This is a genomic window from Photobacterium sp. HL06, from assembly GCF_059552575.1.
Map to the genome: position 1 here is coordinate 973,833 of NZ_CM183914.1, position 24,273 is coordinate 998,105.

Below are 24,273 nucleotides of genomic sequence, written 5' to 3' on the forward strand. Positions count from 1 at the left end.
GAACGGCAGCCGAAGCTGCCGTTAAGGAGATGAGTGAGGGAAGGTACTTTATCGTGGTGTTATATTGGGTGACAGGTGCTCGCAAACGTGGCGTGCAAACCCACTACCGGCTTCATTGTAGATATTGAACGCTGCATCAACACCCAGTTCATTGAGAAGCGCTTCGTCATCATTGTATTTGGCAATGGCGGCAATTTTCCCTTCATAATGGCGTTCACGAATTTGCTCTAGGGCAAAGCTGTTGGCCTGGCTGTGCGGCATTGCCAACAAAATCAGCTCAGTGTTGTGACGAGAGATGGCACGAGCCCAGAAATCAGGATCGGTAGCATCGCCATGAATGACATTGCGGCCTTCGGCCTGGTGGCTGTGTACTGAATCTTCACGGGTTTCGATACCGATAACTTGTTCGCCATAGCGTTCAACCAGTTCATCGTAAGCGCCAGAGCCAATACGGCCCATCCCCAGGATCATGATTTTCTTGTCACCCAGATCAATCAATTTATCACTCGAATTAAGTTTTTCCGGTTCAAATTCTCGCAGCCATTTAGAAGCATCTTTGTAAAGGCGGTGGCCAATGCTATTCAGTGGGGCGGCAATGAGGAAAGAAAGTGATACCGCGATGGCGATAGCAACCAGAAAGTTACCTGGCAGCATACCCATGCTGTAAGCAAGGCCACCAACAATCAGGCCGAATTCACTGTAGTTGAACAGGGTGAGGGTACCGAGCAGGGAGGTTCGAACCCGGTAGCGGAACAGGTTAAAGATAACGTAGTACAGGATCCCTTTTATCGGCAGCAATAGCAGCAGCAAGACAGCCATCAGGAAGCCATCGAGGGTTGGCTCCTCTGATAAGCCAATGTTGAGAAAGAAGCACACCAGCAGCAGCTCTTTTAAGTTAAACAGGGACTTGGACATTTCTGAGGCTTTTGGATGGGCCGCTAGCATCATACCCAGAATAAGTGCGCCAAGATCGGCTTTCATCCCAACAGCTTCAAACAGCCCCGCGCCTGCAACCAGCGCGAGGAATATTCCGTAGAGCACCAGCATTTCACCGTGTCCGGCTTTATCAAGGATTTTAAATAACGAGGGGCGCAGTAGCGGTAAGGCGAATAAGACCAATGCGGTGAGCTCGGGGATCTTACCGGTAGATACCGTTAGGAAAATAACAGCAAAGATATCCTGCATGACCAGTATACCTATTGCCAAGGTACCGTAGGTTGCATTGAGCTCACCTTTTTCCTGCAGGGCTTTGATTGCAAAAACGGTACTGGAGAAAGAGAGCGCGAAAGCGAAGAGGGCGAGCTGCATGACATCGAGATCGCTGAGCATGCCAAGGCCAAGTTGCTTCAGGGCGAGCAGGGCAAGGGTAAATAGGCCTGTTGATAGCAAGTTGTGCAGGGTCGCACCGCCCCAGATCTCTTTGGTGAGTAGGGTTTTGACATCGAGTTTGAGGCCAATCGAGAACAGCAGCAGGGTTACACCGAGATCAGCGAGCACGCTGAGAACTTCTGTCGACTGGTATCCTGCGCTATTGAGGGCAAAACCTGCGACAAGAAAACCAACCAGTGGAGGCAGCTTGCACCGTAAGGCGATAAAGCCAGCCAAGAAAGCGGCAATAATAAAAATGAGTTCCATGTTGAGACGACCAATCCTTTCTTATTGTGTGCCCAATTGCATCATACGCAGCCTATAGGTTAGCGGATATCCATGTGGTATTGAGCCTTAATTTTTGAGCGCAATATACCACAAGGGGCATGCACCTGTCCGGCACATGCCCCTTTTATGTGTTACGAATTAAATCGCTACAAAATGGAAACGCTGTATCTATTTGCTCTGTATTATTAGTCTTCCAGCAAACGCTGCAGCAATACACCGTTGAGCATTGCACGCTTAATCATTGAAAATGCACCGATGGTAGGCTGGCTGTACAGCTCTGACACAACAATAGGCAGATCTTTATGGAAGGTCGACAATGACTGGGTTTCTACGCAGCGGCGAATCGCTGGGAAGATGATATCTTGCGCCTGGGTGATGTTACCCGCAACCACGATTTTTTGCGGGTTGAATAGGTTAATTGTCATTGCCAGCGCTTTGCCGAGCTGGTTCCCCACCTTGATCAGAGCCTGGCTGGCCAGTTCGTCACCTTTGTTGGCTGCTTCACAGATGGCAGGCATCGTGACCTCTTCCAGCTCCTGCAGGCTACTTGGGTAGCCTTGGTCAAGCAGTGCCTGTACGTGCTTGATGATTGCAGGATCGGCAGCAACCGTTTCTAGGCAGCCGAAGTTCCCGCATTGGCATTTATCACCGAGTGGGTCAATTTGGATATGGCCAATCTCACCGACGTTACGGTTAAAGCCAAGGAACACCTGGCCGTTTACGATGATCCCGGCACCAGTCCCGTGATGGACACTGACCAGAATCGAGTCTCTGCAGTCCTGGCTGGCACCAAAATAGTGCTCGGCCAGTGCCAGGCCCCGGATGTCGTTGCCGACAAAGCAGGAAACACCAAACTTTTCGCTGATGATCTCCGATAGCGGGAAGTTGTCCACCTCGATATGCGGCATGTATTCGATGATGCCATTTTCAGGATCAATCAAGCCGGGTAGGGTGATACCGAAAGCAACCAGTTCACGCATTACGCCCTGGTTATCAGCGATAAACTGTCGGATATGGCCAAGCAAGCCATCGGTAAGCTCTTGCTGGGTGGCGTAGTTAAAGTTATGAGCTGCGCTGGCAATGTGTTTGCCGCTCAGATCAAAAAGGGTCAATTCAATGTAATCACGCCCAAGGCGGATCGCGATCGAATGGAAAGGTGCTGACTCTGTCGTCAGCGATATGGCACGTCGACCACCGGTGGAAGCTTGTTGCGCGACCTCTTTAATTAGGCCGCGCTCAAGCAATTGGCGGGTGATTTTAGTAACGCTTGCAGGAGCAAGCTGACTTACGTCTGCAACCTGGATACGCGAAATAGGGCCTTGCAAGTCTATGAGTCTGTAAACAGCTGCACTGTTAAGCTGCTTTACCAGATCTACATTACCAATTTGTCCGCCTGTCATAGTTAGTTCTGCTCGTATTCACCGTTAACAACAGTCGCCCGAACATTGTACTCGCGATCAAAAATAGCCAGGTTAGCAACCATACCTTTTTTGATGGTACCCAGTGTCTTATCCGCACCAATAGCACGTGCAGGATACAGAGTAGCCATACGAACCGCTTCGTCCAGGGCGATACCTGCATGCTCGACACTGTTTTGAACTGCTTCAATCATCGTTAGTGCCGAGCCACCAAGTGTGCCGTTTTCATCAACACACTTGCCATCTCGGTAATATACTTTCTTACCGACAAAAATAAAGTGATCAATGTCTGCTCCTGCAGGTGCAGTTGCATCGGTGACCAAAACAAGTTTCTCGCCTTTCATCCTGTGAGCCATACGAATATTGGCATAATCAACGTGGAATCCATCGGCAATAACACCTGTGTATACCTCCGGCGTATCGTAAATAGCGCCAACCATACCCGGTTCACGGCCCGCAATTGGGGTCATCGCATTGAACAGGTGGGTGGCAAAGCTGATACCCGCTTCAAAGCCCTTGCGCGCTTCGGCATACGTTGCATTGGTGTGCCCGGCAGATACCACAATCCCGGCATGTGCAAGTTGCTCGATATGTTCATGGGCGTTCTGCTCTGGTGCCAATGTTACTTTGGCGATGATATCGGCATTGTCACAGATCGTCTGGATCATGGAATCATCTGAGCGGCGGATATGGTCGACGCTGTGGATCCCTTTCTTCATCACGTTCAGGTACGGGCCTTCGAGGTGTAGGCCGAGAGAGTGATTCTGATATTTGCCATGATACTCACGGGCCGCAGCAATGACGGCTTTCATATCTTCGTCAGATGACGTGATCAGGGTTGGCAGAAAACTGGTACAGCCTGATTTAAGGTTGGCACGGTGCATGGTATGGATAGTGTCGGCATTGATCTCATCATTAAGCATCACTCCGCCACAACCGTTGAGTTGCAGGTCAATGAAGCCAGGCACCAGGTTGGCACCATCCAAATCCAGGGTTTTAATATTTTGTGGCAGCTCGGCAACAGGGCAAACAGCGTGAATGTTCACGCCGTCAATAATGACGGCGTGGTTATTCAGCACATCGCTACCGGTAAAAATACGGCAATTGGTAAGCGCGTACATGAACAAGTCCTTTTGGTTAAAGGTTATTAATATTTTTAGCTTCCAGCTCTTGGAAGTACTTAACAGTCTTAACTTTCAGCTCTTGTGTTGATGGCTCGTCACATACAATCAGTGATTTAGGGTGTAGCTGAAGGGCAGATACTGTCCATAGGTGGTTCACCGAGCCTTCAACAGCAGCTTCTAGAGCAAGAGCCTTGTTGTGGCCGGTAACCAGGATCATGATTTCATGAGAATCCAGAAGTGTACCAACACCAATGGTTAGCGCGTATTTAGGTACCTGGTTCATGTCACCGTCGAAGAAACGCGAGTTGGCAATACGTGTATCTTCGGTCAGTGTCTTGATGCGTGTACGTGATGCGAGAGAAGAGGCTGGTTCGTTGAACGCAATATGGCCATCATTGCCTACACCACCCATGAACAGGTCGATTTTGCCGTAAGACTTAATTTTATCTTCATAACGCTGACATTCAGCATCGTGATCATCAGTGTTACCATTCAGGAGATTGATGTTTTCTTCTTGAATATCAATGAACTTGAAGAAATTGTTGTACATGAAGCTGCGGTAAGACTCAGGGTGATCGGCTGAGATACCGATATACTCATCCATGTTGAAGGTAACAACATGCTTGAAACTTACTTCTCCAGCTTCATAAAGCTCGATTAAGCGCTTGTATGTTGCCAGTGGAGTGCCACCTGTCGGTAGACCTAATACGAAAGGACGATCTGCTGTTGGCTGAAATTTGTTAATACGATCAGCAATATAGCGCGCAGACCACAAACCTACATCTTTAGCTTTATTCAGCGGGATTAGTCTCACAGTGACACCTCATTCCAAGTAGAAAATACAATAAAATCTTAGCGGCTTGCCGCCTTTGTTTTGAATAATAAAATAAGTTTTATGATCGGGCTAGCAAAATCGCTCTATTGTTAACTAATCAGGTGATAAAGATCACAATTGATGAGGTTTTAATTTGCGGGGCGAAATTATTCTCTTAAACTGCAGGTGACTTAATCGGATAGCTAAAATAAGTTATCTACACGAATCTAAGAAAACCATAGGGGGAACTAAGGGTGAATATTCTTGGATATTTTCAAAAAGTAGGTAAAGCATTGATGGTGCCTGTCGCCACACTGCCTGCCGCCGCAATTTTAATGGGTGTTGGTTACTGGATTGATCCGGCTGGCTGGGGTGCAAACAGTGCACTTGCGGCTTTCCTGATCAAAGCAGGCTCTGCAATTATCGATAATATGTCTGTACTGTTCGCTGTAGGTGTGGCGTATGGTATGTCTAAAGATAAGGACGGTGCAGCAGCATTGTCTGGTTTTGTCGGTTTCCTTGTAGTTACTACGCTACTTTCTCCGGGCACGGTTGCTCAGATCCAAGGTATTGACGCAAGTGCAGTTCCTGCTGCATTTGGCAAAATCAATAACCAGTTTGTTGGTATTCTGGTTGGTATCGTTGCTGCTGAAATCTACAACCGCTACTCAACAGTTGAACTGCACAAGGCACTGGCGTTCTTCTCGGGCAAGCGTCTGGTACCTATCCTGATGTCCATTGCCGGTATTCTGATTGCTTTTGTACTGATGTACATCTGGCCTGCAGTATACGGTGGCCTGGTGAGCTTCGGTGAAGGTATCCAGAGCCTAGGCGAGCTGGGTGCGGGTATCTACGCGTTCTTCAACCGTCTTCTTATCCCTGTTGGTCTGCACCACGCACTGAACTCTGTATTCTGGTTTGATGTAGCTGGTATCAACGACCTTCCTAACTTCCTTGGTGGTCAGGCTTCAATCGATTCAGGTGTCGCTACTCCAGGTGTTACCGGTATCTACATGGGTGGTTTCTTCCCAATCATGATGTTCGGTCTGCCAGGTGCAGCATTGGCTATGTACCACACAGCTAAAGCGAAGAACAAAGAAAAAGTAGCATCTATTATGATTGCTGCAGGTTTCGCATCGTTCTTCACCGGTGTCACCGAGCCGCTAGAATTCGCCTTCATGTTCTTGGCACCAGGTCTGTATGTACTGCACGCATTGCTAACAGGTCTTTCTGTCTACATCGCAGCATCTATGCAGTGGATTTCAGGCTTCGGCTTCTCTGCTGGCTTCGTAGATATGTTCCTGCAGACTCGTAACCCATTGGCAACAAACTGGTACATGCTAGTTGTTCAGGGTCTGGTATTCTTCGGCTTGTACTACGCAATCTTCCGTACAGTTATCCTTAAGTTCAACCTGAAAACGCCTGGTCGTGAAGACGACGATGTTGAAGAGAGTGGTGTTGCAGGTTCAGCTGAAACGGGTGAACTAGCGAAGCAGTACCTGAAAGCCCTAGGCGGCCACGGTAACCTGGAAAACATCGATGCATGTATCACGCGTCTACGTCTTACTCTGAAAGACAGCAGTCTGGCTAACGAGAAGACACTGAAAGCGTTAGGTGCAATGGGTGTTGTTAAGCTTGGTTCAAATAACCTACAGGTTATCCTTGGCCCACTAGCTGAAATTGTTGCTGGCGAAATGAAGAAAATCCCAGCGTCAGAAGACCTATCTTCTGTAAAACTACCTTAATTACTTAGCCTCTAAGTAATCGATATAAGAACCGGCCTCTCGTGAGGCCGGTTAATTTTTGTTTGAATCATTATTGGTCTCTGCTTGCCGGTTTCTAAATACGCTTTCCCTGAAGTGTATTCAGAAGCTGCCCTGGTAGTTTCAAATTCAGGTAATCCTTCTTCCGTGTGGTTTCCTGAGTGGAATGTTGTTATTGGTACCTCATTTGGAGGCTATCCGTTTATATTGCCCCGCGATAGCGGGGTTTTTTTATACATATCGACAAACAATGCATACTATTTGTTGAGTCGTGCCCCATATTTATGGATCATAGAGAGTTCTAAAATCCTGTAAGCACACGAGGTGTAATTGATGAGTGAATCTGAAGCTCGTCCAACTAACTTTATCCGCCAGATCATTGATGCGGATTTAGCAAGTGGCAAACATACAAGCGTACATACCCGGTTTCCGCCGGAGCCGAATGGCTACCTGCACATCGGTCATGCGAAATCAATTTGTTTGAACTTCGGTATTGCTCAGGACTATCAGGGTCAATGTAACTTACGTTTCGACGATACAAACCCTGAGAAAGAAGACATCGAATACGTTGACTCTATTAAGAACGATGTTAACTGGTTGGGCTTCGAGTGGAGTGGTGAGATTTGTTACTCATCAAACTACTTCGACAAGCTATACGGGTTTGCTATTGAATTAATTAATAAAGGCTTAGCGTATGTTGATGAGCTAAGTCCAGAGCAAATGCGTGCATACCGTGGCACACTGACCGAGCCGGGTAAGCACAGCCCATACCGCGATCGTAGCGTTGAAGAAAACCTTGAGCTGTTCGATAAAATGAAGAACGGCGAAGTGGAAGAAGGCAAGATGTGCCTGCGCGCGAAAATCGATATGGCATCACCATTTATGGTAATGCGTGATCCAGTTATCTACCGTGTGCGTTTTGCCACTCACCACCAGACAGGTGATAAGTGGTGCATTTACCCAATGTATGACTTCACTCACTGTATCTCGGATGCGCTGGAAGGTATTACCCACTCGATCTGTACTCTGGAGTTCATGGATAACCGTCGCCTGTACGATTGGGTGCTGGATAACATCACCATTGACTGCCAGCCTCGCCAGTACGAGTTCAGCCGCCTGAACCTTGAATACACCGTGATGTCGAAGCGTAAGCTGAACCAGCTGGTTACTGAAAACCTGGTTTCTGGTTGGGACGACCCACGGATGCCGACTATTTCTGGCCTGCGCCGCCGTGGCTTCACATCGGCCTCTATTCGTGAATTCTGTAAGCGTATTGGTGTTACCAAGCAAGACAACACCATCGAAATGGGCTCTCTGGAATCTTGTATTCGTGATGATCTGAACGAAAATGCACCACGTGCGATGGCGGTTCTGGATCCAATCAAAGTTGTTATTGAAAACTTTGATGATGAAACTGAAATCCTGAACGTTGCTAATCACCCGAACAAGCCTGAGATGGGAACTCGTGAAGTACCTTTCACCCGTGAGCTTTACATCGAGCGTGAAGATTTCCGCGAAGAAGCGAACAAGAAGTACAAGCGCCTGGTATTAGGCAAAGAAGTACGATTACGCGGTGCGTATGTGATCAAAGCTGAACGTATCGAGAAAGACGAAGAAGGTAACATTACCACTATCTTCTGTACTTACGATAACGAAACGCTTGGCCAGAACCCGGCTGACGGCCGTAAGGTTAAGGGTGTGATCCATTGGGTTTCTGCCCAGGCGGGTATCCCTGCTGAGATCCGCTTGTACGATAGACTGTTCACCGTGCCTAACCCTGGTGCTGAGGATGATTTCGTATCGGTGATCAACCCAGACTCTTTGACTGTGATGCAAGGTTTTGTCGAGCCTGCACTGGTATCGGCTGAAGCTGAAAAAGCATTCCAGTTTGAGCGTACCGGCTACTTCTGTGCTGATAGCAAAGACTCAACAGCAGATAGCCTGGTATTTAACCGTACGGTTGGCCTGCGTGATACCTGGGCGAAAATCGGCGATTAATGCCATAAGCTAGAGCCAGCCTAGGGTTGGCTTTAAAAGCCAATAAAAAACCAGCCTAGGGCTGGTTTTTTTTATGCTTAGTGTTGAGCGACTAAGCGAGAATTCAACAATAGCGAAGGCTTATAATTGTTTATTTTTGGTCATGCAGGGTTGGGTCTTCGCTGCAGTTACCTTCTATGCAGTGGCCATAGAGATATAAGCTGTGGTTAGTCAGGCGGACATTGAAGCTTGCGGCAATCTCTTTCTGGCGCTGTTCAATAATTTCATCTGAAAACTCAATAACTTTTCCACAATCAAGGCAAACCAAGTGGTCATGGTGGTGCTGGGTGGCTAGCTCAAACACGGACTTGCCCCCTTCAAAGTGGTGGCGGGTAACAATGCCTGCATCGTCAAATTGGTTCAAAACGCGGTAAACCGTTGCCAGACCAATCTCTTCACCAATGTCGATGAGTTTCTTATACAAGTCTTCGGCACTAATGTGTTGGCAGTCAGGCTGCTGCAGTACTTCCAGAATCTTAAGACGCGGAAGCGTAACTTTTAAGCCTGCTTGTTTAAGTGCTTGGTTATTATCTGACATCCGGGTTTCCTATTGGCTAGCCGCAACAACATGATGCGGTAGTCTTTCTCATATCTATTCATTATAAGTGACGGCAAGGTAACAATAAACCTTAAAAAGCGATGAATCTACCTGATATGTAACTTTTCTTTACTTTGCAGGCTTGTTAAAAAAATGTACATTATGCTCATCGTACCAGTTTAGAGGGGCAGCAAACTGTGAGTCAGTTTTTTAGGCCGGGCATAGTGAGGTTTGCCCTGAATATATGGCCACCATTTTGGGGGGCGGGTATCCGGATCGTGAACATTTCCGACGATTACCGCCAGGTTAAAATTCGTTTAAAATTAAGGTGGTGGAATAAAAATGCCAATCGCACGCAATACGGTGGCAGTATTTTTTCGCTGACCGATCCAGTATATGCACTTATGTTAATGGGGATTTTAGGTAGGGAGTACTATATCTGGGATAAACAAGCGGAGATCAATTTCATCAAGCCGGGCGACTCTGATCTTACTGGTGAGTTTGTTATCTCAGATGAACGGGTGCAGGAAATTCGGCAGGCAACGCTGGCTGGAGAGAAGTATTTTCCAGAGTTTGTGGTCAACGTGACGAATGATAAAGGGGAGGTGGTCTCCCAGGTTAAGCGGGTTTTGTATATTCGTAAAAAGCCTCAGTTCCGTGATCAACAACCTCACGACAAGCAGGAGATGGCGAGTCTTGATAATAGAGAGCCTGCGATTGGTGGCCCGTTGTCTTAGGAATAAAAAACGCGCCGTAAGGCGCGTTTTTAGTAACAGAGGTAATATTAGTCTGCCAACTCAGCCAGGCACATCTCATCGTAGATTTGCTTAACCCACTTTTCTACACGCTCGTCAGTCAGCTCTGGTTGGCGATCTTCATCGATGCAAAGGCCAATAAAGTGGTTGTCATCAACCAGTGCCTTTGATGCTTCGAATTCAAAGCCTTCGGTAGAAAAGTGGCCAACGATAGTTGCACCGCGGCCTTCTACGATGTCACGTACTGTACCCATTGCATCACAGAAGTACTCGGCATAATCTTCTTGGTCACCACAACCGAAAATAGCAACAAGCTTGGTAGAGAAGTCGATATTTTCAAGTTCAGGGAAGAAGTCATCCCAGTCGCACTGCGCTTCGCCGTAGTACCAGGTAGGGATACCTAGTAGTAGCAGATCAAAATTGTCGATATCTTCTTTGCTGCTTTTAGCGATATCTTTTACTTCAACCAGGTTTTTGCCTAGTTGTTTTTGGATCATTTTAGCGACAGCTTCTGTGTTACCTGTGTCGCTACCAAAGAAGAGTCCTACACTCGCCATAGTAGAGATTACCCGTATATTAATTGTTGACCGTTATCGCTGATGATAACGATATACTTAAATCTGATCAGGGTGTTAACCCTGAGTTTCAGTGATAATTATTGCGAATTTTATCACTGTGCAAGCTTGAAAGCGTACCACTGAACATCATTTGTCCATAGCCTGAGCTTTTCTGACATCAATCATGCGCTGAGATATAGCGCCAGGCTTGTTAGTATGACAGTGTCAGAAGCCCGGTGATGTCAGGAATGAAATTTATCCTATGCCGGCACCTTCCCAACTGAGCTGGATAAGGCCTTTGGTCACAAAGCCGGCACAGCCCAAACACAGGACAAGCCAGACGATTTTGCGCCCAAATGGCGGCACATTGCCCTGCTTCAAAACATCTTTAATGGCCATACCAATAAAGAAAAAAATTGCGGCGAACAGCAAGTCCAGCCCAATCGATTCAAGCAGATCCATGTGCTCATATAACATTCCTGTCTCCTTACAGCAGTTGAAGCCGAGCTAGGCGCGCACTATAACACAGACAGTGGGCGCCTGTTAACGGTCTAGGCTGATAGTAAGAAGTTCAGAATAATACGGTTTACCGTGTCTGGTTTTTCGGCATGCAGCCAGTGCCCGGTATTGGCGACCATATGGGCCTTGGCTGAAGGGAACTGCTTTGCAATGGACTCACGGTGTTCCGGCAAAATATACTCAGAATCTTGGCCTTTGATGAAGAGGGTCTTGCCTGTGAATGCGGGTACTTCCTGCCAACCCATGATGGTATCGTAGTTGGCAATCAGCCCCTCGACATTGAAACGCCAATTGTAGCCTGAGTCTGTTTTGGCAAATGATTTGAGCAAGAACTGTCGTACTCCCGGCTCAAGCACATGCTGAGCCAGGTAAGTTTCGGCTTCACTACGCTTGCTGACGGTATGCTTTGAGACTTCTTGCAGGCCGGCAAATACATTCTGGTGGCGGTGAACGTGGTAGTGTACCGGTGCCATATCGAGCACGATCAAATGATTGAACCTATGTGCGGCCAGCTCGGTCATCGCCATCGCGACTTTTCCGCCCATAGAATGACCAATCAGGGAAAAGCTCTCGATGTCACATTGATCGATGACGGTGAGGACGTCGGTAGCCATCTCAAGGTAGGTAAAGCTGTCTGAATGAGGGGATCGGCCATGGTTTCGAAGATCAATACTGATCACTTTATATTTATCTTTCAATGCTCTGGCAAGCAACCCCAGATTGTCGGCACTGCCAAAAAGGCCGTGGATCAAAATGATCGCTTCACCTTGCCCGTCCACTTGGTAATGAAGATTCACTGACTATTTTCTCTTGTTGATAACGCTTTACCGTAGAGTATAACCTCGGATCACGTTATAATCTCACGGTGATTTTCAAACGGAACGATAATGAACACTACGATGAAGAGTATTGAGGTAGACGAAGAGCTATATCGTTATATTGCCAGTCAAACCCAGCATATTGGTGAAAGCGCATCGGATATCTTGCGCCGCCTGCTTATGGTGCCAAATCAGACAGTACAACAATCAGATATTGTTATGCCTGTTCGTCCAAAAGGCATCGTGGTTAGTAAAGACGCGGGTAACGTAGCAAAAATGGATCGCGTGAAAGAAATGCGAACTCTGCTGATTTCTGATGAATTTGCCGTCCAGGAAAAAGCCATTGGCAGATTCATGATGATCCTGTCCTCGCTTTATCGTATCGATCCAAAAGGCTTTGCAGAAGCTGCGGCAATCAAAGGTCGTACACGCGTCTATTTTGCTGAGAGCGAAGAGACACTCCTTGCTAGTGGTAAAACGACCAAGCCAAAAGCTATACCCGAGACGCCGTTCTGGGTCATTACGAATACAAATACTGATCGCAAACGTCAGATGGTTGAGCAGTTGATGGGTAAGATGAACTTCGGTGTTGATATCATCGATAAAGTTTGCGGTGAAATTTAACAGGGGCTTTACGCCTCTTTTTTTACAAGGATAAGTTAATGGCGATCCATCCTCGTGCAGGGCAGCGTGCCCAGCAAGAAGATATGCATAACATCCCAGCGTTAGTGGCTAACTACTTTCTGATCGAGCCGAGTGCTTCTGAACCACAGCAGCAAGTTGCCTTTGGTACTTCTGGTCACCGTGGTACGGCTGATAAGGGAACGTTTAACCAGCATCACATTTGGGCAATCGCCCAGGCGGTTGCTGAAGTACGTGCTGAAAATGGTGTAACAGGCCCGCTGTTCCTAGGCAAAGATACTCACGCTTTGTCTGAACCCGCTTTTACTTCGACCCTTGAAGTGCTGGTGGCTAACAATGTGAAGGTGGTGATTCAAGAAGGCCGTGGTTATACTCCGACACCGGGTGTTTCCCATGCTATTTTGTGTCATAACAAAGCAAATGCTGATAAAGCAGACGGCATTGTGATCACTCCGTCTCATAACCCTCCTCAGGATGGTGGCATTAAGTACAACCCTGTACATGGTGGCCCTGCTGAAGGTGAGCTGACATCCGCTATCGAAAAGCGTGCCAACGAAATCATTGCCAACGGCATGGCTGATGTTAAACGCGTCTCGATTCAGCAAGCATTTTCCAGCGAACTGGTAGCAGAGCAAGAGCTGGTAGCACCGTATGTTGATGATCTGGTAAACGTTATCGACATGGCCGCTATCCAGAAAGCGAACCTGAAAATTGGTGTTGATCCACTTGGTGGCTCTGGCATCGAGTACTGGCGCCAGATCGCCAGCCATTATGGCTTAGATCTGACGTTGGTGGATGAGTCAATTGATCCGTCTTTCCGCTTTATGTCACTCGACAAAGACGGTGTTGTCCGTATGGACTGTTCATCGCCGTATGCGATGGCTGGCCTGCTGGCACATAAAGACAACTATGATTTGGCCTTCGGTAACGACCCTGATTATGACCGCCACGGTATCGTGACGCCTGCAGGTCTGATGAACCCGAACCACTTCTTGGCTGTGTGTATCGATTACTTGTACCGTCACCGTCCTGACTGGGGTCAGGATGTTGCCGTTGGTAAAACATTGGTATCGAGTGCACTGATTGATCGTGTTGTTGCCGATCTGGGCCGTGAGCTATGTGAAGTACCAGTTGGCTTCAAGTGGTTTGTGGATGGCCTGTATTCTGGCAAGCTAGGCTTCGGTGGCGAAGAAAGTGCGGGTGCGTCATTCCTGCGCATGGATGGTACGCCGTGGTCTACCGATAAAGACGGTATTTTGCTATGCCTTCTGGCGGCAGAGATCACAGCAGTTACAGGCAAGAATCCGCAGCAGTACTATGAAGAGCTGGCTACTAAGCACGGTGCTTCTGAGTATAACCGCCTGCAGGCTGTTGCCAACGGTGAGCAGAAAGCGGTACTGAGCAAGCTGTCTCCGGAAATGGTTGCGGCTGAAACTTTGGCTGGCGATGCCATTACTGCTCGCCTGACGCATGCTCCGGGTAACGGTGCCGCAATCGGTGGTCTGAAAGTGACAACTGAAAATGGCTGGTTTGCAGCCCGCCCATCAGGTACTGAAGATATTTACAAGATTTACTGTGAAAGCTTCAAAGGTAAGGAGCACCTTGCCCTTATCGAAAAAGAAGCGCAGGAAATTGTGAGTAAGGTATTTGCTGACGCAGGCCTGTAATTCGCGCTGACAGAATATTCTGTGATGAAACGCCCGGCTTTGCCGGGCGTTTTTTTATGATTTTTTTATGGATGATATTTACGGGTGCAGCTTTAGCGGTTGGGCCACTCTTGGGGCATCACAAACCAGATCTGGTTATCCGGTGCGACGGCCATCGTCGGGTTGCTAACCTCTGCTAGCGGCGGCTCTTGCTCAAGCCATTCAAATAGCGGCGGAGCAATCCATTCCGGCTTGGCAATTCGGCGTAAATTCAACGCTTGTGCTTGAGCGGAATAACACCAGAGCCCTTTGGCAGCATTGGGGTTGAGCTGAATACCTGAACCCATATCATCCGTATCCGCGGGATAGAATAAACGGCCTTGCATAATTAACCGCCTGACATCAGGCTGGCCATACAGTGGCTGGAGTGTTGTTTTAAACGCGGGGTGCTGGGATAACATAAGCTGGTGGGTAAGCATTCGTTTTGCCTTTTTATCCAGGCTATCCCGCGCATTTGGACCTGGCCAGCTTTGCTCATAGGCCAAGTAGAACTTGATAGCAACTTCCCAGTGCTCAATTTTCTGGCTTTGATTGTTTTTCACCAGAAAATCAATGGCACCAATAGTTTGCTTGTCGACAGTCAGCTGGATCTCTTCGGCGATCAGTTCGTAGTGCGGGTGGTTGATGATCAGTTGTTGCCAGAGCCACTGATAGTAAAAACCCAGTCGACGCCCACCCGTATAGTTCAGGTTTTGGGGGAGGTGGGCATCGGTACGGAAGTGATCAAGCCAAGCCTGGTCAGCGATAAAAGGGTGCCCAGCGAGCAGGGGAGGGAGGCGTAAAATAGCACGTGCAGTGTTAAATGCATGTTCCTCTATAGTTGTTTTATTGTAAATCAACGACATATGGTTCTAAAACCCTTCTATTTATAATGATTAAGCCTAAAGAACATGCGAATTTAGGTAGTGTCGCCTAATGGATTTCCATACATTGGTTTGAGGTAAGACCAGTTATCCTTAGACAGTTACAAGGAGGCGACATGTATACCCCTTACCCTCTGCCGTATATTATTCTGCGCCGCACTTTTGTTGTACTTGCAGGCGTGATCACTTTTCCAGTGATGGTTTTCACTTCCATGTCTACCCGCTCTCGCTTCTATAGCTATTTGCATCGGTACTGGCTAAAAACTAGCACTAAGCCAGTCTGGCTGGAAGAGTCTGAGCATGGCTCGCAGGAATTATATTAATTTATGCTACCTGGTATAGAATAGTGCTAACCGTAAGAAGGAAGCGCTAATGAATAATTTAAAACTGGAAGCGGTGCTAAACCAGCTGCTGAGCCCGCACCTGATCAAAGATTACTGCCCAAACGGCCTGCAGGTTGAAGGCAAGCCAGAAGTAAAGAAAATCATCACAGGTGTGACGGCCTGCCAGGCATTGATTGACCGTGCCGTCGAAGAACAAGCCGATGCGATCCTCGTTCACCATGGTTTCTTCTGGAAAGGGGAGCCATCAGAAATTCGCGGTATGAAATTTCGCCGTATAAAAGCCCTGATTGAAAATGGCATCAACTTATATGCCTACCATTTGCCATTAGATGTGCACCCTGAGCTTGGCAATAATGCCAAGTTGGCTGAACTGTTAGAAATAGAAGTGCTGGGTGGTATGGAAGACGGTAATCCTCAATCAGTCTCAATTTTTGGTCAGTTTGAGCAACCTATAACGGGTGAAGATTTGGCATCCCGTTTGTCTATTGCCCTTCACCGGGAGCCACTTCATATTGGTGACAATGCGCCGGCTGAGATTAAAACCATTGGCTGGTGTACCGGCGGTGGCCAAGACTTTATTGAGCTGGCTGCACAGAAAGGCTTGGATGCGTTTATTTCGGGTGAAATTTCAGAGCGCACTGTTCATACGGCAAGAGAGCTGGGTATCCACTATTTCAGCGCTGGCCATCATGCAACAGAACGTTACGGAATCAAATCACTGGGCGAGTGGCTGGTTGACGAGCATAACCTGGATGTCGCCTATATTGATATCGACAATCCGGTATAACCATTCCAACGATTGATAAAACAAAAGGTTGAGCAGAGATGCTCAACCTTTTGTTATTTCTGCCTAGATTCTAGATCTGATCACTCTCGCTCATGGATCGGGCTGAACTCACGCTGAGTGTAACCCGTATAAAGCTGACGAGGACGGCCGATACGATTTCCTGGATCGGCTTGCATTTCGTTCCAGTGGGCAATCCAGCCAATCGTACGAGACATGGCGAAGATCACGGTGAACATAGAAACAGGAATGCCGATAGCTTTCAGGATAATGCCTGAGTAGAAATCAACGTTCGGGTACAGTTTCTTATCAATGAAGTATTCGTCAGAAAGTGCAATACGCTCAAGCTCCATTGCAACGTCTAGCAGCGGATCCTGAATATTCAGCTCTTCAAGGACTTCGTGGCACGCTTCACGCATGACGGTTGCACGAGGATCGTAGTTCTTGTAAACACGGTGACCAAAGCCCATCAGACGGAATGGGTCTTCTTTGTCTTTCGCACGTTCAACAAATTCAGGGATCTTGTCGACACTGCCAATTTCTTCTAGCATCTTCAGGCAAGCTTCGTTGGCGCCACCGTGAGCCGGGCCCCAAAGTGAAGCGATACCAGCCGCAATACAGGCAAATGGGTTCGCACCAGAAGAACCTGCCAGACGAACTGTTGAAGTCGAGGCATTTTGTTCATGGTCTGCATGCAGGGTAAAGATCTTATCCATTGCACGCGCGACAACAGGGCTTACTGTATATTCTTCACATGGTGTTGCAAACATCATATGCAGGAAGTTTTCTGCATAATCAAGATCGTTGCGTGGGAAGATAAACGGCTGGCCAATTGAGTACTTGTAACACATTGACGCCAGCGTTGGCATTTTCGACAACAGACGGAATGCCGTGATCTCACGGTGTGTATCATTATTGATATCCAGTGAGTCATGGTAGAACGCCGCTAGGGCACCAACAACACCACACATTACCGCCATAGGGTGAGCATCGCGACGGAAGCCGTGGAAGAAGCTGGCAATTTGCTCATGGACCATAGTGTGGCGAGTAACCGTGGTACGGAATGTTTCGTACTGTGCTCGCGTAGGGACTTCGCCGTACAGAAGAATATAACAAACTTCTAAATAATCAGCATTATTTGCTAATTGGTCGATAGGGTAACCACGGTGAAGCAGGATACCTTTATCGCCATCAATATACGTAATTTGAGATTCACATGATGCAGTGGCTAGAAAACCAGGGTCGAATGTGAAGTAACCGGTAGCGCCAAGTTTGCGTACATCAATTACATCTGGCCCTTGTGAGCCCCCGATAATCGGCAGTTCGACTGGTGCTTTCCCTTCGATGTGAAGAGTAGCTTTCTTGTCTGCCATAACAATCTCCTTTGCTTTTTTATAATCCTAATCCAAAGCGGATGTGCTTTTGTTGTACCGATCAAGACGCCATTTGTCAATTTTTGTGCCTGTTTGTGTGCGCTTGTTAATAACTTTAGGTAAAAACGTGCAAAATTCTCAAACCGTGTTAGAGGTCATGTAACGGGGTTTGTAATTGGTTGTTACGAGGCGTATACTCGCCGCAGGTCTCTGGTTCTGCAGCCGCCAGAAACGAATGCTTAAGTTATCAACAATATTAGTCACTTAGGTTAAATTATGTTTTAGGTCCCCGTTAAAACATAATTGCAACCAAAGGTTACGAGAATGTTGCACTTAGTTGTCTAGCTTAAGCGGAATCGGAGAGTTCTATAAAAATAAAATGCTTCAATGGAGCTGAGTGGGCAAACACCGTGAAAGTAAATAAGCCAAGACCTGTCAACCTCGACCTACAGACGATTCGCTTTCCTGTGACGGCGATTGCGTCAATCCTACACCGCGTATCAGGCGTGATCACATTTGTTTCTGTTGCAATCCTACTTTGGTTATTAGGCCTTTCCCTTTCCTCCCCTGAAGGTTTCACAAGCGCTGCCAACATTGTTGACAGTTTTTTTGTGAAATTTGTTTTGTGGGGTGTACTGACTGCATTGTTCTACCACATTGTGCTGGGCGTGCGTCACTTAATGATGGACATGGGATATTTTGAAGAAATGGAAACCGGCATTGCGAGCACCAAAGTGAGTTTCGCAATTGTAGCGGTTCTAGCTATCTTCGCTGGAGGCCTAGTATGGTAAACAATGTATCGACAATCGGCCGTAATGGTATACACGATTTTATTCTGATTCGCGCAACTGCAATCATCCTAACCCTTTACACCATCTACATGGTCGGATTCTTCGCCTTTGGCCCGGATCTCAGCTATGAAACCTGGACGGCTTTCTTCGGTAAGCTAAGTACCAAGGTCTTCACAATGCTGGCGCTGCTATCGATTCTGATCCACGCCTGGATTGGCCTATGGCAAGTATTAACCGACTATATTAAACCTGCCGCACTACGAGCAGGTATCCAGTTTGGTGTTGTAGCTGTACTTTTTGTCTACCTGTTTTCAGGTTTCTTCATTGTGTGGGGTGCGTAAGTGAGCATTGCAGTTCGTGAGTTTGATGCCGTAGTAATCGGTGCTGGTGGTGCAGGTATGCGTGCCGCACTACAAATTTCTGAACAAGGCCTGAGTTGTGCTTTGTTGTCTAAAGTTTTCCCTACCCGTTCCCATACGGTGTCCGCACAGGGCGGGATTACCGTCGCGCTAGGTAACTCGCATCCGGATGACTGGCAGTGGCACATGTATGACACAGTAAAAGGTTCTGATTACATTGGTGATCAGAATGCGATTGAATACATGTGTAAGAACGGTCCTAAATCTGTTATTGAACTAGAAAAAATGGGTCTGCCATTTTCTCGTTTTGAAGACGGTACTATTTACCAGCGCCCATTTGGTGGCCAGTCTAAAGCATTTGGTGGTGAGCAGGCAGCCCGTACCGCAGCGGCTGCTGACCGTACTGGACATGCGCTGCTTCATACGCTGTACCAGCAGAATATTAAGCACAAAACAACCATCTTCTCTGAGTGGTATGCGCTTGATTTAGTGAAAAACCAAGATGGTGCGATCTTAGGCTGTACGGCACTTTGCATGGAAACGGGCGAGATTTGTTACTTCAAATCGAAAGCGACAATTCTTGCAACGGGTGGTGCAGGTCGAATCTATGCGTCGACGACAAACGCATTTATTAATACCGGTGATGGTGTCGGTATGGCACTTCGTGCTGGTGTACCGATGCAAGATATCGAAATGTGGCAGTTCCACCCTACAGGTATTGCTGGAGCGGGTGTTTTGGTCACGGAAGGCTGTCGTGGTGAAGGTGGCTACCTGCTGAACAAAGACGGTGAGCGCTTCATGGAACGCTATGCGCCTAATGCCAAAGACCTTGCCGGCCGTGACGTTGTTGCCCGCTCGATGATGGTTGAAATCCGCGAAGGTCGTGGTTGCGATGGCCCATGGGGTCCACATATTAAACTGAAATTGGATCACCTTGGTAAAGATGTACTTGAATCTCGTCTACCGGGGATCTGTGAACTGTCTCGTACCTTTGCTCATATTGACCCTGTTAAAGAGCCAATCCCTGTCATCCCAACCTGTCACTACATGATGGGCGGTGTCCCTACCCAGGTTTCTGGCCAAGCAATTAAACAAAACAGCGCCGGTCAGGACGAAGAAATTCAAGGCTTGTTTGCCTGTGGTGAAATTGCCTCTGTTTCTGTTCATGGTGCCAACCGCCTAGGCGGTAACTCACTACTTGACCTTGTGGTGTTTGGCCGAGCAACTGGCCTGCACCTTGGTGAGACGTTAGCTGCGCAGGCAGAAGCCCGCCCGGCATCGGAATCTGACATTGAAGCGTCTCTAGCGCGAGTCAACCGCTGGAACAACACCCAGAAAGGTGAAGACCCAGTTCAGATCCGTAAAGATCTACAGTCGTGCATGCAAAATAACTTCTCGGTATTCCGCGAAGGTGAAGCGATGGCGACAGGTTTGGAAGAGCTGAAAGTGATCCGTGAGCGCCTGAAAGAAGCGCGCCTAGACGATACTTCAACTGAATTCAACACCCAGCGTATCGAGTGCCTAGAACTTGATAACTTAATGGAAACTGCCTACGCAACAGCGGTTGCAGCAAACTTCCGTACAGAAAGTCGTGGTGCTCACGCCCGTTTCGACTTCCCTGAGCGTGATGATGCGAATTGGTTGTGCCATTCAATTTACAACCCTGAGACAGAAGAGATGTCGAAGCGTGCTGTAAATATGGAGCCGACAAGTCGTGAAGCGTTCCCACCGAAAGCGCGTACTTACTAAGGGGGAGGGGAAGAAAATGAAACTGAATTTCTCAATTTACCGTTACAACCCAGATGTCGACAATGCACCACACATGAAGGGTTATACTCTTGATGTGCCTGAAGGCTCAGACATGATGGTACTGGATGCGTTAATCCTGCTTAAAGAGCAAGACCCAACGCTAGCTTTCCGCCGTTCTTGCCGTGAAGGTGTGTGCGGGTCAGATGGCGTTAATATGAATGGTACAAACGGTCTGGCATGTATCACGCCTCTGTCTGCGCTAACTGGCGAAAACACGATTGTGATCCGCCCGTTGCCGGGATTGCCTGTCATTCGCGACCTGATCATCGATATGGAACAGTTCTATACTAACTATGCGAAGGTGAAGCCATTCCTGATTGATGATGGCGCTCTACCTCCCGCACGAGAGAACCTTCAGTCTCCTGAAGACCGTGCGCATCTAGATGGCTTATACGACTGTATCATGTGTGCATGTTGTTCAACCTCCTGTCCGTCATTCTGGTGGAACCCGGATAAATTCATCGGACCAGCAGGCCTATTGGCAGCGTACCGTTGGCTAATTGATAGTCGTGATACTGCAACAGATGAACGATTATCTGATCTTGACGACGCTTTTAGCGTTTTCCGTTGCCATGGCATCATGAACTGTGTAAATGTTTGTCCTAAGGGATTAAATCCAACGAAAGCGATTGGCCACATTAAATCAATGTTGCTAAAACGCGCGGTATAATTAAGTCGAATTATCGATATGCTGGCTTCTTGATTCGCTATCTGAAGCCAGCCTTAAAGCCCGGCCTTGAGACCGGCGCAAAATGGCGATAACTAGTGGTTAAGGGAAAACAATGCAGAACGGCGTTATGAAGGCATGGCTTGAGTCTTCACACCTGGCTGGCGCCAATGCAACTTATGTAGAAGACCTCTACGAGTTGTATCTTAGCGACCCAGATTTAGTTGACGAAAAATGGCGTCACGTATTTAGTGACTTGCCTGTTGTGAGTGAAGCCGCTGTTGAGCAGCCACACTCGCGTGTTCGTGATTATTTCCGGCGTCTGGCTAAAGAGACAACCCATCTAAGTGCTACCGTCAGCGACCCAGATGTTGATGCTAAACAGGTTAAGGTATTGCAGCTTATCAATGCATACCGTTTCCGTGGCCATCAGCATGCAAACTTAGACCCGTTAGGGCTATGGCAGCAGGAACGAGTGCCTGATCTTGAACCTGAATTCCATAACCTGACAGCAGATGATTTTAACGAAACCTTCAATGTCGGTTCTTTTGCCGTTGGCAAAGAAACGATGAAGCTTTCAGAGATTTACGATGCGCTGAAAAAAACCTATTGTGGTTCGATTGGTGCAGAGTACATGCATATTACCAACACTGACGAAAAACGCTGGCTTCAGCAGCGCCTGGAATCAGTGGTTGGCCAAGGTGCATTCTCAACCGATGAAAAACTAACCTTCCTTGATGAGCTAACGGCTGCTGAAGGGTTGGAACGTTATTTAGGTGCTAAATTCCCAGGCGCCAAGCGTTTCTCACTTGAAGGTGGTGATGCGCTGATCCCCATGGTTAAAGAGCTGATCCGTTATGCCGGTACAAGCGGCGTCCGCGAAGTTGTCGTTGGTATGGCACACCGTGGTCGTTTGAATATGCTGGTTAATGTGTTGGGTAAAAAGCCGCAGGACTTGTTTGACGAGTTTGCGGGTAAGCATGGTGAATCCTGGGGTACCGGTGATGTGAAATATCACCAGGGCTTCTCAGCTGACTTCGCAACGCCAGGTGGTGATGTACATTTAGTTTTGGCATTCAACCCATCACACCTTGAAATTGTTAACCCTGTGGTTGTGGGCTCTGTACGTGCCCGTCAGGATCGCCTAGGCGACAAAGACGGCTCACAAGTACTGCCAATTACCGTTCACGGAGACTCAGCGATTGCAGGGCAGGGCGTGGTTGCTGAAACATTCAATATGTCTCAGTCACGTGGTTACCGGGTCGGTGGTACGGTTCGTATTGTTGTGAACAACCAGATTGGTTTCACAACGTCAAACCCCAATGATACCCGCTCGACGCAGTACTGTACCGATATAGCGAAGATGGTCCAGGCGCCTATTTTCCATGTCAACGCTGATGATCCAGAAGCAGTTGCATTTGTTACCCGCATTGCCCTGGATTTCAGAAATACCTTTAAACGTGATGTTGTTATTGATTTGGTGTGTTACCGCCGCCATGGTCACAACGAAGCTGATGAGCCGAATGCAACTCAGCCGTTGATGTACCAGAAAATCAAAAAACACCCGACGCCACGTAAGATCTATGCCGATGCGCTGACTGATAACGACACTGTCGATTTGGAGACGGCGACGTCTTTGATCAATGAATATCGTGATGCGCTGGATCGTGGTGAGTGTGTGGTCAAAGAGTGGCGCCCGATGAAGCTCCATTCTGTGGACTGGGCTCCGTATCTGGGCCACGACTGGACAGTTGAATGGCCTAACACGATTGAGACCTCACGCCTGAATGACTTGGCCCAGCGCGTTTGTCAGTTCCCAGAAAGCCATAAGCTGCAAAGCCGGGTACAGAAACTGTACAACGACCGCCAGGCAATGATTGCTGGCGAAAAGGCTGTTGACTGGGGAATGGCTGAGACACTTGCATACGCCACCTTGGTTGATGACGGTAACCGTATCCGTATTACCGGGCAGGATTCTGGCCGAGGTACATTCTTCCACCGTCATGCAGTACTGCACAATCAAAGTGATGCCAGCACCTATATTCCGCTTGCCAATATCCACGACAAGCAGGGTACATTCCAGGTGTTTGACTCAGTGCTGTCAGAAGCGGCTGTACTGGCATTTGAATACGGTTATGCAACGGCTGAACCAGGCGGTTTGACCATCTGGGAAGCCCAGTTTGGTGATTTTGCCAACGGTGCCCAGGTGGTGATTGACCAGTTCATCAGTTCTGGTGAGCAGAAGTGGGGCCGTATGTGTGGCCTGACAATGCTGCTACCACACGGTTATGAAGGGCAGGGTCCTGAGCACTCATCTGCGCGCTTGGAACGCTACCTGCAGCTTTGTGCTGAACAGAATATGCAGGTCATCATTCCATCTACGCCGGCACAGGTTTACCATATGATCCGCCGTCAGGTGCTTCGTCCGATGCGCCGTCCGCTGATTGTGATGTCGCCGAAGTCTCTATTGCGCCACCCTCTGTGTGTCTCGACGATGGATGACTTGGCTAGCGGTAATTTCCAGCCAGCTATTCCAGAAATCGATGATCTGGATCCGAAGCAAGTTAAGCGCGTGGTGTTCTGCTCCGGTAAGGTTTACTACGATATTCTAGAGCAACGTCGTAAGAACGAGCAGACCGATGTGGCTATTGTTCGTATCGAACAGCTATACCCATTCCCTAAAGAAGATGTTGAAGCCGCTCTGGCTGATTACCAGCACGTAAAAGACTTTATTTGGTGTCAGGAAGAGCCGCAAAACCAAGGCGCTTGGTATTCGAGCCAGCATAACTTCCGCTCTGCACTGCCTCAAGGTGCAAGCCTGAATTATGCAGGTCGTCCAGCATCTGCTTCACCGGCTGTAGGTTACATGTCGGTTCACTTGAAACAACAAAAAGCGCTAATCGAATCAGCGTTGACACTAGATTAATAAGAACTGG

The 24,273-nt window shown here is 48.0% G+C and carries 22 protein-coding genes; 12 read left to right on the forward strand and 10 right to left on the reverse strand.

Annotated elements, in window-relative coordinates; all coding sequences use genetic code 11:
* Positions 1-48 precede the first annotated feature (48 nt).
* From AC51G0_RS04835 to nagB, 4 genes are all read right to left on the reverse strand, one after another.
* A complete protein-coding gene (locus AC51G0_RS04835) occupies positions 49-1,635 on the reverse strand; it encodes a cation:proton antiporter domain-containing protein (protein WP_496300926.1) in 1,587 nt (528 codons plus the stop codon).
* A 206-nt stretch (positions 1,636-1,841) separates the two neighbouring features.
* A complete protein-coding gene (nagC, locus tag AC51G0_RS04840; protein WP_496300927.1) occupies positions 1,842-3,056 on the reverse strand; it encodes a DNA-binding transcriptional regulator NagC in 1,215 nt (404 codons plus the stop codon).
* A 2-nt stretch (positions 3,057-3,058) separates the two neighbouring features.
* Positions 3,059-4,195 carry an N-acetylglucosamine-6-phosphate deacetylase gene (nagA, locus tag AC51G0_RS04845; protein ID WP_496300928.1) on the reverse strand — a complete coding sequence of 379 codons (1,137 nt, stop codon included), beginning with the start codon at positions 4,193-4,195 and terminating at the stop codon, positions 3,059-3,061.
* Between the two features lie 16 nt (positions 4,196-4,211).
* Positions 4,212-5,012: a glucosamine-6-phosphate deaminase gene (gene nagB, locus AC51G0_RS04850; RefSeq protein ID WP_496300929.1), complete on the reverse strand. Its 801-nt coding sequence runs from the start codon at positions 5,010-5,012 to the stop codon at positions 4,212-4,214.
* 254 nt (positions 5,013-5,266) lie between these two features.
* On the opposite strand from nagB, the gene nagE reads away from it, so the two are divergent.
* Positions 5,267-6,757 carry an N-acetylglucosamine-specific PTS transporter subunit IIBC gene (gene nagE, locus AC51G0_RS04855; protein ID WP_496300930.1) on the forward strand — a complete coding sequence of 497 codons (1,491 nt, stop codon included), beginning with the start codon at positions 5,267-5,269 and terminating at the stop codon, positions 6,755-6,757.
* Between the two features lie 351 nt (positions 6,758-7,108).
* Positions 7,109-8,773, forward strand: coding sequence for a glutamine--tRNA ligase (glnS, locus tag AC51G0_RS04860; protein WP_496300931.1), 1,665 nt, complete (start codon positions 7,109-7,111; stop codon positions 8,771-8,773).
* A gap of 130 nt (positions 8,774-8,903) precedes the next feature.
* Here glnS and fcrX read toward each other — a convergent pair whose 3' ends face one another.
* Complete coding sequence (fcrX, locus tag AC51G0_RS04865) at positions 8,904-9,350, reverse strand: ferric iron uptake transcriptional regulator FcrX (protein WP_496300932.1); 447 nt, start codon at positions 9,348-9,350, stop codon at positions 8,904-8,906.
* A 197-nt stretch (positions 9,351-9,547) separates the two neighbouring features.
* Between fcrX and AC51G0_RS04870 the strand changes: the two genes are divergently transcribed.
* Positions 9,548-10,087: a DUF4442 domain-containing protein gene (locus AC51G0_RS04870; RefSeq protein WP_496300933.1), complete on the forward strand. Its 540-nt coding sequence runs from the start codon at positions 9,548-9,550 to the stop codon at positions 10,085-10,087.
* A gap of 47 nt (positions 10,088-10,134) precedes the next feature.
* Here the strand turns inward: AC51G0_RS04870 and fldA are convergent, their stop codons facing one another.
* The 3 genes from fldA to AC51G0_RS04885 all read right to left on the reverse strand — a co-directional run bounded on the left by fldA (position 10,135) and on the right by AC51G0_RS04885 (position 11,978).
* Positions 10,135-10,662: a flavodoxin FldA gene (fldA, locus tag AC51G0_RS04875; RefSeq protein WP_496300934.1), complete on the reverse strand. Its 528-nt coding sequence runs from the start codon at positions 10,660-10,662 to the stop codon at positions 10,135-10,137.
* Between the two features lie 255 nt (positions 10,663-10,917).
* Positions 10,918-11,139: a DUF2788 domain-containing protein gene (locus tag AC51G0_RS04880; RefSeq protein WP_496300935.1), complete on the reverse strand. Its 222-nt coding sequence runs from the start codon at positions 11,137-11,139 to the stop codon at positions 10,918-10,920.
* A gap of 74 nt (positions 11,140-11,213) precedes the next feature.
* Positions 11,214-11,978, reverse strand: coding sequence for an alpha/beta fold hydrolase (locus AC51G0_RS04885; protein ID WP_496300936.1), 765 nt, complete (start codon positions 11,976-11,978; stop codon positions 11,214-11,216).
* A 102-nt stretch (positions 11,979-12,080) separates the two neighbouring features.
* Here AC51G0_RS04885 and seqA point away from each other — a divergent pair, with 102 nt between their 5' ends.
* Positions 12,081-12,623 carry a replication initiation negative regulator SeqA gene (seqA, locus tag AC51G0_RS04890; RefSeq protein WP_496301871.1) on the forward strand — a complete coding sequence of 181 codons (543 nt, stop codon included), beginning with the start codon at positions 12,081-12,083 and terminating at the stop codon, positions 12,621-12,623.
* Between the two features lie 38 nt (positions 12,624-12,661).
* A complete protein-coding gene (gene pgm, locus AC51G0_RS04895; RefSeq protein ID WP_496300937.1) occupies positions 12,662-14,308 on the forward strand; it encodes a phosphoglucomutase (alpha-D-glucose-1,6-bisphosphate-dependent) in 1,647 nt (548 codons plus the stop codon).
* A gap of 92 nt (positions 14,309-14,400) precedes the next feature.
* Here pgm and AC51G0_RS04900 read toward each other — a convergent pair whose 3' ends face one another.
* Positions 14,401-15,192, reverse strand: a complete 792-nt coding sequence (locus AC51G0_RS04900) for a DUF1853 family protein (protein WP_496300938.1) — start codon at positions 15,190-15,192, stop codon at positions 14,401-14,403.
* 134 nt (positions 15,193-15,326) lie between these two features.
* On the opposite strand from AC51G0_RS04900, the gene AC51G0_RS04905 reads away from it, so the two are divergent.
* Both AC51G0_RS04905 and AC51G0_RS04910 read left to right on the forward strand, forming a co-directional pair.
* Complete coding sequence (locus AC51G0_RS04905) at positions 15,327-15,533, forward strand: DUF2517 family protein (RefSeq protein WP_496300939.1); 207 nt, start codon at positions 15,327-15,329, stop codon at positions 15,531-15,533.
* A 49-nt stretch (positions 15,534-15,582) separates the two neighbouring features.
* A complete protein-coding gene (locus AC51G0_RS04910) occupies positions 15,583-16,341 on the forward strand; it encodes a Nif3-like dinuclear metal center hexameric protein (protein WP_496300941.1) in 759 nt (252 codons plus the stop codon).
* A gap of 80 nt (positions 16,342-16,421) precedes the next feature.
* Here AC51G0_RS04910 and AC51G0_RS04915 read toward each other — a convergent pair whose 3' ends face one another.
* A complete protein-coding gene (locus AC51G0_RS04915; RefSeq protein WP_496300942.1) occupies positions 16,422-17,711 on the reverse strand; it encodes a citrate synthase in 1,290 nt (429 codons plus the stop codon).
* Positions 17,712-18,121: 410 nt separating this feature from the next.
* Here AC51G0_RS04915 and sdhC point away from each other — a divergent pair, with 410 nt between their 5' ends.
* The 5 genes from sdhC to sucA all read left to right on the forward strand — a co-directional run bounded on the left by sdhC (position 18,122) and on the right by sucA (position 24,263).
* Positions 18,122-18,502 carry a succinate dehydrogenase cytochrome b556 subunit gene (sdhC, locus tag AC51G0_RS04920; RefSeq protein ID WP_496300943.1) on the forward strand — a complete coding sequence of 127 codons (381 nt, stop codon included), beginning with the start codon at positions 18,122-18,124 and terminating at the stop codon, positions 18,500-18,502.
* Complete coding sequence (gene sdhD / locus AC51G0_RS04925; protein WP_128784013.1) at positions 18,496-18,843, forward strand: succinate dehydrogenase, hydrophobic membrane anchor protein; 348 nt, start codon at positions 18,496-18,498, stop codon at positions 18,841-18,843. The genes sdhC and sdhD overlap by 7 nt, the downstream gene beginning before the upstream one ends.
* Entirely contained in the window at positions 18,844-20,610 is a 1,767-nt protein-coding gene (gene sdhA / locus AC51G0_RS04930; protein ID WP_496300944.1) for a succinate dehydrogenase flavoprotein subunit, read from the forward strand.
* A gap of 16 nt (positions 20,611-20,626) precedes the next feature.
* Complete coding sequence (locus AC51G0_RS04935; RefSeq protein WP_496300945.1) at positions 20,627-21,340, forward strand: succinate dehydrogenase iron-sulfur subunit; 714 nt, start codon at positions 20,627-20,629, stop codon at positions 21,338-21,340.
* Positions 21,341-21,452: 112 nt separating this feature from the next.
* On the forward strand, positions 21,453-24,263 hold the full coding sequence (sucA, locus tag AC51G0_RS04940; RefSeq protein ID WP_496300946.1) for a 2-oxoglutarate dehydrogenase E1 component: 2,811 nt from the start codon (positions 21,453-21,455) through the stop codon (positions 24,261-24,263).
* Positions 24,264-24,273: the final 10 nt, after the last annotated feature.